This window comes from Shewanella sp. 10N.261.52.F9, assembly GCF_041471165.1.
Lineage (GTDB): Bacteria > Pseudomonadota > Gammaproteobacteria > Enterobacterales > Shewanellaceae > Shewanella > Shewanella marinintestina.
This window is the reverse complement of the sequence record NZ_JBFRNX010000021.1, coordinates 115,101-129,050: the sequence shown is the minus strand read 5'-3', so window position 1 is coordinate 129,050 and position 13,950 is coordinate 115,101. Positions and strand designations below refer to the sequence as shown.

Here is a 13,950-nt window from a genome sequence, read left to right as displayed (position 1 = left end):
AGCCGCAACTACTTATAGCGCTAACAAACGATTTTATTTGAGGTTAAAACGCTTATTTTACTGGAAAATTCAACGACTAATGCTATTGGGTTTGGTTGACATGTTATGACCTTGTTATAAGATGAGTCTTTCAAGGATGGAATGATCAATTAGGGGTTTTATGAGTGGCCTAGTCAGGTTGAGCAACAAGCGGTATACCATTCGGGTAACTGTTGTCGGGATCTTTATTCTAGCTACCGTATTAACCGCGGCAATCGCAATTGGCTTGCAATACTATTTCAGTAAAGCCATGGCAACAGATGCAGCGGTAACGCTCTACAGCCATACGGCAAAAAATACCAGTAATTATCTGACTCAAGTCGATAGTCAAGCTGTGAATGCTGTTCAGCTACTTTCGCACTTTGACGAGTTGATGATTGGTGGAACGGTGAATGTTGAAACTCGGCAAGCCTTTGCTGAAATCATGCGCAATAATTCGCTGTTTTATGCTATTTATATTGGCATGCCTAACGGCGACTTTTATGAGCTTATCAACCTCGATGCTCACCCTATTGTACGAGAACAACTTAATGCTTCTCATCTAGATCGATGGGTGATTATTGCTATTACAGGGAACGGCTCGTTACGCCAACGGCAACAATCTTATCTAGATGATCAATTTAACCTACGTGTTAGCCAGTCAGAACCAAGCGAATACGATGCTCGTATTAGGCCTTGGTTTGTCAACGCAGATTATAAAAACGTATCAAAAACTGAACCATATTTATTTCAACATTTGCAGTCACCAGGGCAAACTTATTCGATAAAACTGCCTGATTCTGGTGCCGTACTAGCCTTAGATATCGCACTTTCTACCTTATCTGATTACCTTGTGATGCAAGACGAAGAAGATGCGAGCAGTGACAAGAAAATTTACCTTTATAAGAAAAGTGGTGAATTGATTGCGTCGAATCAAGATAAACAAGTGGGCGTGCAAATCCCCCTGTCTAACCCGCTTACCCTGACAGCTAAACAGCGCAACCTAGTGGCTGCAACTGAGCCATTGAAAGTCTCTAACGAGACTGATTGGGCGCCGATTGATTTTGCCATATCGGGTATGCCCCAAGGCTATAGTGTCGATTTGCTTAACCTAATTGCGGATATGACAGGCTTACAACTGAGGTACATCAATGGTTTTAGCTGGTTTGAACTAACCGAAAAGTTTAAAAAACAAGAGCTTGCAATGTTGCATTCAGTGATTAAAACTGATGAAACACAACTGCTTGGTGAGTTTAGCGAGCCTTTTCTGGAGCTGCCTTATGCCTTGGTAACTCAGCAAGGTATTGACCCTATTACCCATATCAAGCAGTTGTTTGGTAAACAGTTAGCCATTCCTACTGGCTGGTCAATAGTCGATGTGGTTAAACGAAATTACCCCGAGATTGAGATTATTGAAATGCCTTCTACTCACGCTATATTGCATGCCGTAGAGGAAGGAGAGGTGTTTGCCGCACTCGATAGCAGCATCATATTGCATTACACGGCGAATCAGTTTTTTGTAGATAAAATTCAGTACCATGAGCAATTGGATTTCTCACCATTAAAGGTCGATACCGGCCTGCACATTATACTTTCTAAGAAAAATGCCGACTTAATTGAGATTATCAATTTAGCTTTAGCTAATATCACGCCAGAGCAAAAGCAGGCTTTGCAAGCCAAATGGTTTGGTGAAGGAGAAAAGCAGAACTTAACGACGAAAGGCACCGTTCCTTTCGCTGAGCTTATCGATTTAGCTAAAAACCCCAGTGACCAACAGCGCCTAGTACAGCGTGAATTTAATGGTGTTACAGAGTTTATTTACGTCACGCCTTTTGGCGATACTTCCGCTGGTGATGAAGAATATTTTGCCATTGTGGTACCAGCTAAAGAGTTGTTGGCGAGTAGCGTTGAAAGAGTGCAGCAGTCTATCTTACTGACGTGTATGTGCTTATTGTTAATCTTGCCTGTGTCGTGGATCTTCTCTTCACCGATTATTAGGCCGATTAAGTTATTAGCTAAAGAAAACGAAAAGATAAAAAATCGCCAATATGATGATGTTATAAAAGTTGAGACCAATATTACTGAACTAGATGAACTGGCACACTCGATGATGGATATGTCTTGCTCAATTAAAGAGTATGAAGAAAACCAAAAAGAGTTAATGGAGTCGTTTATTAAGCTTATTGCACAAGCAATTGATGATAAGTCGCCGTATACCGCTGGGCATTGTAATCGTGTACCTGAGCTTGGCTTGATGTTGGCAGAGGCGGCTGAAAAGTCACAGCTTGCTCCCTTTAAAGACTTTAAGTTTGAATCACTAGATGCACACCGAGAGTTTAGGATCGCCGCTTGGCTGCATGATTGCGGAAAAATCACCACTCCAGAATATATTGTCGATAAAGGCACAAAACTCGAAGCGGTTTATAACCGGATCCATGAGATTAGAATGCGCTTTGAGGTGCTGTGGCGTGATGCAGAGATCCATTATCTGAAGCAGGTTGCGTTAGACGAAAGCGCTAAAGAGCTTTACCTTAAAGAATTGACTCAACAACAAAAGCAGCTATCAGAGGATTTTAGTTTTATCGCGACGGCTAATATTGGTGGCGAGTTTATGGGGCAAGAATCTAAAGATCGTTTAGCACAGCTAGCGAATATTACTTGGCAGCGCCACTTTGACGATCGAATTGGTTTATCGCCTATTGAGGAACTCAATCTAAGCCAAAGAGATACTAAAGAAAGTTACCCCGTAACAGAGCCATTGCTGCGTGATAAACCTGAGCATATTATCAAGCGGATCAATAAGGTGGAGTTTGATCCTAAGTTTGGCATTAAAATGGCGATCCCAGAAGATCAATATAACCTTGGCGAGCTATATAACTTATCGATCTCACGAGGCACGTTAACCACCGAGGACAGGTTTAAAATTAATGAGCACGTGACGAGTACGATTAAGATGTTGGAGAATCTGCCGTTCCCACCAGAACTTGCTCGGGTACCGCGTTATGCATCAACTCACCATGAAACTCTAAAAGGCACCGGTTACCCGCGAAAACTTAGCGCTGAAGACTTATCGATCCCCGAGCGGATCTTAGTGGTAGCCGATATTTTTGAAGCGTTAACCGCAGCCGATAGACCCTATAAAAAGGCTAAGCCATTAAGCGTTGCGATTGATATCTTGTATAAGATGGCGCTTGATGAACACTTGGATATGGATATCTTTAAGCTATTTTTATCGAGCGGTATTTACTTGGAGTATGCCAACAAATTCCTCGATAAAGAGCAGATAAATGAAGTAGATACAGCTAAGTATTTGGACGATGCACAGCAAAGTAAAAACACATAATCACTTCATAGCAGCTATTATGACTATTTGCTAAATAACCTAATGACTGCTTGCTCTTGAGTTTGGATGACGGCGACTGCTTTTTTGGTACAAACAAAGGCCGAATGTGGCGGCTAACAAATAGAACTGTTGTAAGCGCTCTACAATGGGGAACTGTGCAAACTCGGTGGTACTAGTGATGCTTAATATGGCTAAAAGTACTAGCAGGGTGGTTAGGATAATCAGTTGTAGCTGTTTGTCTAACAACGATGGCTTGCAAAGTATTGATGCGAGATAAATACTGCCCCACCCAATTATTGCGCCTAGGGCGATATCAATAGGCCAGTGTGCGCCAACGGCAATACGTGAGAGGCCGACAATGACTGCGAGTGAGACAAGAACAATACGACTCAACAGTCGTGTCGACGATAAAAAAGCTGTTCCTGCTAGCAAGAAGATTGTTGAAGTATGTCCTGAGGGGAAGCTTTTGCTATAGCGTGCATCACCAATAATATTGATCTGCTCTAAAATGGCTGCAGGGCGTAGCTCTGCAAAATAGCTTTTTAATAAATGGGTTGAGATTAAGCAAATTACTGCAGCTAAAAGGACTCGTAATATCCAAGTCGGTTTAAAACATAAAATCAGTACCATAATACTGCCAGTTACTATGCCATTTCCCATATCTGTAATACTGGCTAAAAGCTCTGGGTTAAAATAGTCGCTAGTTTGGTTGATATACCAAAAATAAGCGTTATTGACGCTGGGTTTCATCATTAGTAAAAAGACACTAATTAATACAAATAGTACCCATAGAAATGCTGTGTTATGGCTTAAGGGTGAGCTAACAGGCTTAACTTTATGGAACGGTTGTAGAGTAAAATCTTGGTTTAGCTTATTCATCGTTTGTCACGCATCAGCAAATTTTTAGCAAGTCTATTAATGCTGAAGTGAAAGAAATGTCATCGACATTGCCACAGTCAAATGTGATTAATTCTTAATCGAAAAAAGTCATTGTTGAATATTTTTGTGATGGTAGAATGCGCGCTCGGCGAAATTTATTGCTGTGTTTATTTTGAGCTAAATGATTGCTGTTATTTTTATAATCTGTATTTCAATAGCGATAAATTAGCAATTTAGCACTAAAAATCAGGCATGGCATTTCTTCACTATTAATTCGAGTACTTATGAAACGGATTTTGTTGTTAACTCTATTGGCTTTATCCAACCAAGCTGCGGCTGTTGAACCACTTTTTGAAACTCCTAAAGATATGCAGCCGACATGGGTTGATGACATCTTGTCTGTATTTGGTGCTGATGGTGAGTTTGATGAAACTAAGCCTATCGATATGAGCTACCTGCCAACGGCGTATTACACACCGGAAAAAAAATTTGGTGTGGGGCTACTTATGGTTGGTCTATATAAAACCGATGGTTCATCGAGTGATGAACAGCCATCATCGCTGGTATTAAATTCGTTTGTATCAATGAACAACTCTTACGGTGTTGAAGTCGAAAACATGACCTTCTTCAACGGCGGTAAGCAGCGCTTACAGCTTGGTCTCGAGCTACATAACGAAGCGGCCGTTTATTATGGGCAAGGTATAGAACAAGGCAATATTGACGCTAATCATCATGAGTTTGAAGAGCAGGTTTATAGCTTTAAGCCACGCTTTATGACTGAAGTTGCCGATAACTATTTTCTAGGTATCGGTGCTGATTTTACTTATGCTAGTGCCGATAAGTTAGAGCTAGTTGAAACCGGTGTGCCAGTGGATACTGATACAGTATTGCCAAACAACTTTAGCTCTGGTTTGGTAGTGACTAGTATCTATGATTCTCGTGATTACCGCTTAAATGCCACCAAAGGTTGGTTATTTCAAATTGATGCTGGCTTGTATCAAAATGACGAGTACTCATCGTTCTCGACTTATGATCTTGAGTTAGCAAATTATATCGACCTGAGCTCAACGTCTTTATTAAGTCATGCGCCGGGCCTTATTGCTTGGCAAGTTCAAGGCCATTTTACCGATGGCGATGTGCCATGGAATATGTTGCCTGATCTAGGCGGTTCAGGTGCAATGCGTGGTTACATTAAAGGTCGCTACCGTGACAAGCAGATGATGATGGGCCAAGTGGAGTATCGACTACCTATCTTCCAGCGTTACGGCATGGTTTTTTGGGGCGGAGTGGGCAGTGTAGCCTCTAAAGTGAGCGATCTTAACGAAGAGCTGTTAACCTCTTACGGTACTGGGTTCCGCTTTAAAATCAAAGATAACATTAACTTACGTCTAGATATCGGTGTGGGTGAAAATGAGACTAACTTCTACCTTAACGTGAACGAAGTCTTCTAATCATGACTGCTATGTACGTTGTTAATGTGAGCCTAATGGGGCTGGCGCTAGCCTTTAGTTTTACTAGTTTGGCATCGACGGATCCAGTAATGTCACAGGCTGTGGTGTCTAAATCTATAACGTCTAAATCTGTAACGTCTAAGCATATAACATCAAAGCCAAGCGTCGATCAGTGTCGTCGTAATGGCAAATACGATATTTATTTAAGTGGGATCCATACCGGCACTATGGATCGCACCGAGATCTGGCAAGGCCAATCTGCAGTTGTGACCACCAAGAGCGAAGCCAGCATTTTGGGGATTGGCACTCAATATCATCAAACAGCTACGCTTGCTTGGTCAGATGATAGCAATCAGTGGCTAACTAACCACTTTCACCAAAAAGTAACTGGGTTTCGAGCGCGCGATATGCATGCTAGTTTTAGTGCTAATGGCCTTGAGTCTGAGGTCGAGATTGATGGTGATCTCGAGCACTATCGCTCTGATGATATCCCGCTGCGTGATGTGGATACCTTGGCGATTCAAATGCGTGAGTTTTTAATGCAAGGGCGGCAGCAATTTCGCTTAATTAGGCAAGCGTCAGATGCTATTGAACCTTACCAGTATTATGTAAAACAACCGATTAGCAAGAACATTTCCCCTTGGGGAGAGTTAACTCTTATTCCTGTTGAGCAAAGCGGCGCTGAAGAGGTGACCTATTATTTTGCTGCTGAAATGGATTACCAGCTGATCCAAGCACGTTATCACGGCATTATTATACGCGGACTCATAGAGTTAACTGACTACAGTTCATCTTGTGGTTAAAAGCTGAGTTATTTCTGTAAAAAATAATGCTGCTTAATCCATAGCAGTAAGTCGCAACTTCGTAGAGTTAGTGCTTATCTAATATTTTGTTAGTGATCACTTACTCTGTGTGTCATTGTTTATTTGATTATTCCTGTTAAATTCTAGATTACCTTCATTTATAGCACTCAACCGTTATTGCTCTCTTTCTCTATTAAACGATGGATTAAAATAGCGGTAAATTCATCGCTTTGGCGTAATTTTTTCAAAGTTAAAATTTAATTAATTATGGCTTTTATGAATTCTCCAATATAAATGCGTTTAACTTTTATTAATGCGTTATATTTTGGAGCTATTGACCAAGCTGATATTAACAATATCGGTATTTGGAAAATGAAAAAATACGATGGAATTTCTGCTTGAACCCCAAATATGGATTGGTTTAATTACCTTAATTATTATTGAGATCGTACTGGGTATCGATAATTTAGTCTTTATTGCTATTTTAGTTAAAAAACTCCCACCAGAGCAGCGAGACAAAGCTAGAACCATCGGATTGTCGCTCGCACTTATTATGCGATTAGGCTTGCTGAGTATTGTGTCTTGGTTAGTCACCTTGACTCAGCCTTTATTCAGTATTTATGACCTTAGTTTCTCTACTCGCGACCTGATTCTAATTACTGGCGGTTTATTCTTACTATTTAAAGCGACTCATGAATTGCATGAGCGATTTGAAGGCGATCTGAATCAACAGCAAGGCACTAACGTTTATGCCAGTTTTGGCGTGATCATCGCGCAGATCTTAGCGCTTGATGCAGTATTCTCACTCGATTCAATTATTACCGCTGTGGGTATGGTCGATAGTTTAACTGTGATGATGATTGCGGTTATCGTGTCTATGATTGTGATGCTATTAGCGTCGAAGGCGATCACTAACTTCGTTAACGCGCACCCAACGGTTATCGTATTGTGCTTAAGCTTCTTGTTGATGATCGGCTTTATTTTGGTGGCAGAAGGCTTTGGTGTACATATCCCTAAAGGCTACTTGTACGCTGCTATTGGTTTCTCTATTTTGATTGAAATGTTTAACCAAATGATTAGCTCAAGCCATGCTAAGCATGCAGAGCGAGTGCCACTGCGTCAGCGCACGACAGAAGCCATCTTCCGCTTGATGGGCAATAAACATTACAACGTCCATGATGACGAAGACACTGAGCCAGCGCCAGTCAGTTTTGGTGATGTTGAGCGTGAGATGGTCACTGGTGTTCTATCATTGTCAGAACGTAATGTGCGCACAGTAATGACCCAAAGAAGTGAAACCGTTTGGCTTAATACTGAAGACAGTAACGACAAGGTTAAGCAGACAATTAAAAATAGCTGTCACCAGCTGTTCCCTGTGTGTAGTGGCTCACTTGATAATTTAGTCGGCATTGTTCGCAGTAAAGATTTGTTGTTAGGTATCGAAATGGGCGAAAAGTTAGCGGATATCGCTGCGGCTTTCCCTGCCTACATAGTACCAGATAGCATTAATGTGATTCGTTTGCTTGATGGTTTTAGAGAGTCGAGAGCCGGCATGGCAGTACTTGCCGATGAGTTTGGTAGCATTCAAGGTATCGTGACCTTACACGACTTGCTTGAGTCTATTGTCGGTGAGTTCCCTGATATTGGTGAAGTACCTGAGATCAGCATATGTAACGACGGCTGGTTAGTAAAAGGTTCCACTTCACTGCATGATCTGGAATCGCGTTTAGAAACGATAGGTTTGATTGATAAGCAACAAGAATACATTACCGTAGCGGGTCTATTGTTAGCGGTGAACTCTACCATTCCTAAGGTGAGTGATGTGGTTGAATTTGCCAAGCTTAAATTTGAAATTGTCGAAGCAGATGATTTTAAAGTGTCGCTAGTTAAGGTAAGCCACATAGCAAGCTAAGTGGTTTTATCGACAGAAAGGGTCTGCATTGCAGACCCTTTTTATTAATACTTTAAGTCGTAATTACAGCATCAGTAAGTAAGCGATAAAAATCAGTGATAACGCGTAGATAATCGGGTGCACTTCACGCCCTTTACCGGCAACAACCATAGCAAACGCGTAGCTAATAAAGCCCATTGCCATACCGTTAGCAGGTGAGAAGCTTAAAATGGTGAACATCACGGTAAAGAAGGCGGCAATACATGAAGGCTTATGATCCCAGTTGATATGACCTAAGCGGCCAACCATATAAATGCCGACAACTATCATTGCAGGTGCAACGATGGCGGTAGAGAACATCGAAAATACGGGATAGCAAAACAGTGCCAGCAGGAATAAACACGCTGTTGCTACTGCTGCAAGACCAGTTTTAGCGCCTTGGGCTGACGCAATACCTGATTCAGAAAAAGCGGTAATCGAGGTGGTGCCCAATACGCTACCAATAACCGTACCGCCTGCATCAGCGACTAACGCTGAGCGTGCGTTTGGTACCTTGCCATCTTTATCGATGATCCCAGCATCTTTACCTACACCAACAATAGTTGATAAGCCGTCGAAGAAGTCGACGATAAAGAAAATGATCACGATAAACAGCAGGTCAAATAGCTTATCGACGGTGAGAAACTCAAAGTTAAATACCTTACCAAAACTTGGCTCAATGCTTGGTGGCACACTAAACCAATTTTCAGGGATAGGTGCGTATTGAGTTCCCAATACTGCATCGCTTATTAACGTTAAGGTAATCGAAGTCATAAAGGCGATAAAAGTGGCCAGCTTAATATTACGCACCATGCAGCCTACCGCGACAAATAGACTGATAAAGGCAATGGCTACTTGCGGTTGGCTAATATCGCCCATGCTAACCAGCACCACTGGGTTAGCCACAATAATCCCTGCATTCTTTAAACCTAGAAAGGCGATAAACAAGCCTAAAGACACTGTGATAGCGAGTTTAAGATCTTCTGGGATCGACTCAATCATCTGCTTGCGAATTTTGGTCATTGAAAAAATTAAATACACTATACCCGACAAGAAGATGCCGAATAGTGCCTCGTGCCAAATCAGCGCCACAGAGCTTGATGCTAGCATGCCTTTAAAAAAGCCATTCATGCTCATGCCTGGGGCTAACATCACTGGGTAGTTGCCAAAAAAGCCCATAATCAAGGTGGCGAGTGCGGCGGCTAATGCTGTGGCGGTAAAGATAGCGCCTTTATCCATGCCATCAATGCTACCTAAAATCGCCGGGTTCACGGCCAGAATATAACTCATGGCTAAAAAAGTAATAAAGCCTGCGTAAAGCTCGGTGCCAACATTGGCATTGCGCTTAGAAAGTTGGAAAGTGTTTTCCATAAAGCGGGACTGTCCCGCACGTCGAAGTAAGCTAGAGATTGCCACAGTGATGCCTTATTAATGTTTATTGATGCGCTTATTTTAAGCGCAGAGAATTCAATAAATTTATTGGCAGATACCACTGGGAGGCCAAGTGCTGTAGACGTTTGGCGACGGACGGTGATTGGGCTGTAGTCACAAGATTAGGTCTTGTGGTAGAGACTTCTGGACCAAATTTCCAGCGATATACAGCACAATAAATTGTTGGCGCGGATTGTACGCAAGCAGAGACGTTGCGCAAACAATTACAAGCAAAGTGTGCGATTGATCAATTTTTTCAGCATATAGAAAGTCGCTAAAAATTAGCTCAGTATTAGGTTTTAGTACTCACTGGTTTTGCCAGCTTTTGCCTTAGCATTTGAATTAACGCAGGTGACACTGAGGCTAGGATCATACTGACCATTAAGATGTATTGCGCTGGAGTATAAGATTCTCCCACCAGTAACATACCGCTAAGGATCCCCGCTATAGGGTTAGCAATACTTCCGAAAGTAAAATCAACTACGCTCATTCTTTGCAGCAGCCATACATACAAACCATAGCCTAGCACTGTATTGAGGATCACTATCCAGCCTATGCCGAATGTGTTCATTAGGCTAAGTTCTGTCGCAAGATGGATATACTTTTCTGGCGCATATAAGGCTTGCCCTAGCGCAATAAACAGCAAAATACTGCCGCCAATAATTAATTGCCAAGTGAGCACCGTCCACCAATGTATACGCGAACCTAGCTCTTTAGTTATTGTGCTACCGACAATAATACAGCTAATGGCAGCCAGCATAGCGATCAAACCCACAGGATTTAAACTGATAGAGCTGGGATCAAATAACTGCCAAGCGAGTATGACTATGATTGCGCCGGATATCGCTTGGATTGGATTAGGTAATTTGCGGTTCATTAGCCAATGGAAAAGCATGGCAAAGACTGGAACCGATACCATCCCCACACCCGATATGGCAGAGGGTAACGTCAGCGCCATGACAAAGATAAGACTGAAGAAGATCGCGATGTTGATTGCACCGAGTTTAATTAAAATTGGCCAGTCGGCTTTATTCGGTAAGCTAGGCTTGATCGCCAGTAAGATTAACCCTGCAGGTAAAGCCCTAATCGCACCCAATAATAATGGTGGCCAGTCAGGTAAACTGAACTGAGTCATGGCATAGGTGGTGCCCCAAAAAAAGGCTGGGATCATAGCAAGGAAAATATTCATCAACTACCTTTGTGTTAAGTATCTTTACATGAAGATATTATTTATTGTGTGCCGATAACTTAGTTTTGTAAAGTATCTTCTTATAAAGTATCTTTGCGTGAAGATTTAAATGTGCCGTATGAAGTGCTGAGTTAAAGGTGATAAATGGAAGATATCGATAAGGTCCGCGCGCAGTGGGAGCAAGAAAAGCCTCATTTAGATACGCTGCCAATGGCTATTTTTGGACGCATTATGCGTTTGCAGAAACATATCGAGGCTGAAGTTGCCGCTTGTCATAAGCAATATGGGCTGACGATGGGTGAGTTTGATGTTCTTGCTACGCTTAGGCGGTCAGGTGAGCCATTTAACCTGACACCATCTGCTTTGTTGTCATCTATGATGCTAACTTCTGGTGCCATGACCAATCGCTTAGACAAACTTGAATCTAAAGGTTTGATTGAGCGCGTGCACAGTAAAGAAGACCGCCGTAGTGTATCGGTAGGTCTAACTGCAAAAGGTTTCGACACCATAGACAAGGCGATTGAAGATCATGTTGCTGTTCAGCATCAGTTAGTCGAGCGGTTATCTGATGCACAAAAGCCTGAGCTCAACCAGTTACTCAAGACTTGGTTAACGGGTTTTGAAGGCACTAACGATAGTAACGTCTAACCGTATAAAGTGAATTGAACCAAAGCCAGCATAACTGCTGGCTTTTTTATTGGTTTAACTAAGTGGTTCTAATTAGCGGATTGGGCCTAACGCGAGCTAATTAACTGTTGTAGTCAATATCACTACTGATTTTGCGATAAACTAGTTCAGTAATCTTAAATGTGTCACATTTTTAGCGTCTTATCGGCTCTTTCTCCTGCCTTCAGCTGTTTCTGTGCTAAGTCAATCACGGTTTGGAATGTATTCCAGGTGTATAACCGTCGCCATAAACTCATCCTCATTGAATTGATACAGAATGTTCGCAGAGGATCGCTGCACCATTAAAATAAGGATATTCCCAAGCCATGAAAGCTATTGGATTTAAACAAACCATGACATTTGCCATTATGTTACTGGTTTCTTGCTGTTTATTAGTGGCTAATTGGATTTCATACCAAGCCTTAAAACAAGACACTATCCAATATGTAGAAAATAGTTCGCAAGCGATGACCCATTATGAAGCTGATGCGATCTCTCAATGGTTTAAGCGTAAAGCTACCGCCATTATAGCCATGGCAGATCAATATAAACGGGGAGATATACAGCAATATGTCGACTTTGCCCGTCTTGGTAAAACGTCAAATAGCCTATATTCGGTTTTTTGGGGGTTTGATGATGGTAGCTCTTACGCCAGTGTTGCGGATAATGCTATTTGGCGTGATGGCGTTGCCGATCCCAGTCAATATGATCCGCGCCCTCGTGGTTGGTATCAGCTAGCAAAAGCTAATCAGGCACCTGTGTTGACCGATATCTATACCGATATGGTAACTAAACAACCTGTCATCTCTATTGTCACGAATCTAGGCGATGGTGTGCTTTCAGGGGATATTGGTTTAGAAATTTTAGCTAAAACCGTAAAAGATATTGATTTTCCTGGTGCGCAAACCACGATTATTGATAGTAGTGGTAAGGTATTAGCTACGTCAGCGGGCGATCTGAAGGTCGGTCAATCTTTGGCTGATGCAGGGCTTGGTCAGTTAAGCCGTGCGATTACATCTCAAGACTCTTATAGCGGCGATTACATTCAGAATAAGGATCTGAAATTAGTTTTTAGTGAGTCAATCAGTCTACTAGCAGATCAAAATTGGTATCTATTCATTAGCGTTGATGAATCAGTTGCCTATGTGGGCTTAAACCAAAGCTTACGCAACTCTATGTTTATGTCCGCGATTATGTTGCTGATCAGTATTGGCTTAGTGCTGGCTATTTTAAACTGGTTGTATCGGCCAATTTTAAATTTGAAAGAGATGGTGATTGCCCTGTCTCATGGTCACGCTGATTTGACTCGCCGTTTACCTGTGACACGTGAAGATGATCTAGGAGAGATCGCTTCGGGAATTAATCGTTTCGTTGCTAACCTACAAAGTTTGCTTAAAGAGGTGGCGTCAGGCTCAAAAGAGATAGGTTCTAGTATTAGTAAGCTCAATCAGCAAACAAATGAAAATACTCAGGTGCTACAAAAGCATGTATTGGAAACTGAGCAAGTGGTTACCGCAGTAGAAGAAATGAGCGCGACTGCTATGGATGTGGCTAACAATACTTCTCAGGCGTCTAATGCTGCAGTAGTTACTAGCGATCAAGTTAGTAATACCAATCGTATCGTGGCAAATACAAAGCAAACTGTCGATCGCCTAATTCAAGATGTCGAAGATAGTGAAACGAATATTGCTCATGTGGCACAAGATGCCGTCAGCATTACAAAGGTGTTGCAAGTGATAGGTGATATCGCAGAGCAGACAAATTTGTTGGCGTTAAATGCTGCTATTGAAGCCGCAAGAGCCGGCGAGCAAGGCCGAGGTTTTGCCGTGGTTGCCGATGAGGTTAGGGCGCTCGCAGCGAGAACCCAAGTAAGTACCACTGAGATTGAGCAAACTTTAGATAAGCTACAACAAGGGATTAATAATGCCGTTGGTGCAATGAAGCAGACAAAGCTAACTTGCGAGCAGGCTAGTGAAGCAACCTTAGATGTCAGCGACAATCTTGAGAAAGTGGTGCGTTCAATTGCCGATGTAAATGACTTAAACACCCAAATTGCCACAGCAGCTGAAGAGCAAAGTGCTGTGTCTGATGAGATAAGCCGCAACATGAATGCGATCCGCGATATGGTGGTAGTACTTGATGATAATGGTCAGTCTACAGATCTTGAAACCAACAAGCTTACTGCAGCTAATGACAAGCTAATTGCAGTAGTGGACAAGTTTACCATCGAATAATAGGTG

The 13,950-nt window shown here is 42.1% G+C and carries 9 protein-coding genes and 1 riboswitch; of the genes, 6 read left to right on the top strand and 3 right to left on the bottom strand.

Going from position 1 to position 13,950, the window contains the following annotated elements:
* The first annotated feature begins 160 nt into the window (after positions 1-160).
* Positions 161-3,361, top strand: a complete 3,201-nt coding sequence (locus tag AB4298_RS13815) for an HD domain-containing phosphohydrolase (RefSeq protein ID WP_371987155.1) — start codon at positions 161-163, stop codon at positions 3,359-3,361.
* Positions 3,362-3,400: 39 nt separating this feature from the next.
* Here the strand turns inward: AB4298_RS13815 and AB4298_RS13810 are convergent, their stop codons facing one another.
* Positions 3,401-4,240 (bottom strand): phosphatase PAP2 family protein, encoded by an 840-nt coding sequence (locus tag AB4298_RS13810; RefSeq protein WP_371987154.1) that lies wholly within the window; start codon positions 4,238-4,240, stop codon positions 3,401-3,403.
* 284 nt (positions 4,241-4,524) lie between these two features.
* Between AB4298_RS13810 and AB4298_RS13805 the strand changes: the two genes are divergently transcribed.
* From AB4298_RS13805 to AB4298_RS13795, 3 genes are all read left to right on the top strand, one after another.
* Positions 4,525-5,691 (top strand): BamA/TamA family outer membrane protein, encoded by a 1,167-nt coding sequence (locus tag AB4298_RS13805; protein WP_248999096.1) that lies wholly within the window; start codon positions 4,525-4,527, stop codon positions 5,689-5,691.
* Positions 5,692-5,693: 2 nt separating this feature from the next.
* Entirely contained in the window at positions 5,694-6,494 is an 801-nt protein-coding gene (locus tag AB4298_RS13800; protein ID WP_371987153.1) for a hypothetical protein, read from the top strand.
* 385 nt (positions 6,495-6,879) lie between these two features.
* Entirely contained in the window at positions 6,880-8,406 is a 1,527-nt protein-coding gene (locus AB4298_RS13795) for a TerC family protein (protein WP_248999098.1), read from the top strand.
* Positions 8,407-8,469: 63 nt separating this feature from the next.
* Here AB4298_RS13795 and AB4298_RS13790 read toward each other — a convergent pair whose 3' ends face one another.
* A complete protein-coding gene (locus AB4298_RS13790) occupies positions 8,470-9,795 on the bottom strand; it encodes an NCS2 family permease (RefSeq protein WP_248999099.1) in 1,326 nt (441 codons plus the stop codon).
* A gap of 151 nt (positions 9,796-9,946) precedes the next feature.
* Positions 9,947-10,046, bottom strand: a riboswitch (purine riboswitch).
* 101 nt (positions 10,047-10,147) lie between these two features.
* Positions 10,148-11,044: a DMT family transporter gene (locus tag AB4298_RS13785; protein WP_248999100.1), complete on the bottom strand. Its 897-nt coding sequence runs from the start codon at positions 11,042-11,044 to the stop codon at positions 10,148-10,150.
* Between the two features lie 144 nt (positions 11,045-11,188).
* On the opposite strand from AB4298_RS13785, the gene AB4298_RS13780 reads away from it, so the two are divergent.
* Both AB4298_RS13780 and AB4298_RS13775 read left to right on the top strand, forming a co-directional pair.
* Complete coding sequence (locus tag AB4298_RS13780) at positions 11,189-11,692, top strand: MarR family winged helix-turn-helix transcriptional regulator (protein WP_248999101.1); 504 nt, start codon at positions 11,189-11,191, stop codon at positions 11,690-11,692.
* A 344-nt stretch (positions 11,693-12,036) separates the two neighbouring features.
* Positions 12,037-13,944: a methyl-accepting chemotaxis protein gene (locus AB4298_RS13775; RefSeq protein WP_371987150.1), complete on the top strand. Its 1,908-nt coding sequence runs from the start codon at positions 12,037-12,039 to the stop codon at positions 13,942-13,944.
* Positions 13,945-13,950: the final 6 nt, after the last annotated feature.

Coding starts and splice junctions, on each gene's coding strand:
- AB4298_RS13815 (WP_371987155.1), top strand. CDS start 161: ATGAGTGGCCTAGTCAGGTTGAGCAACAAGCGGTATACCATTCGGGTA.
- AB4298_RS13810 (WP_371987154.1), bottom strand. CDS start 4,240: ATGAATAAGCTAAACCAAGATTTTACTCTACAACCGTTCCATAAAGTT.
- AB4298_RS13805 (WP_248999096.1), top strand. CDS start 4,525: ATGAAACGGATTTTGTTGTTAACTCTATTGGCTTTATCCAACCAAGCT.
- AB4298_RS13800 (WP_371987153.1), top strand. CDS start 5,694: ATGACTGCTATGTACGTTGTTAATGTGAGCCTAATGGGGCTGGCGCTA.
- AB4298_RS13795 (WP_248999098.1), top strand. CDS start 6,880: ATGGAATTTCTGCTTGAACCCCAAATATGGATTGGTTTAATTACCTTA.
- AB4298_RS13790 (WP_248999099.1), bottom strand. CDS start 9,795: ATGGAAAACACTTTCCAACTTTCTAAGCGCAATGCCAATGTTGGCACC.
- AB4298_RS13785 (WP_248999100.1), bottom strand. CDS start 11,044: ATGAATATTTTCCTTGCTATGATCCCAGCCTTTTTTTGGGGCACCACC.
- AB4298_RS13780 (WP_248999101.1), top strand. CDS start 11,189: ATGGAAGATATCGATAAGGTCCGCGCGCAGTGGGAGCAAGAAAAGCCT.
- AB4298_RS13775 (WP_371987150.1), top strand. CDS start 12,037: ATGAAAGCTATTGGATTTAAACAAACCATGACATTTGCCATTATGTTA.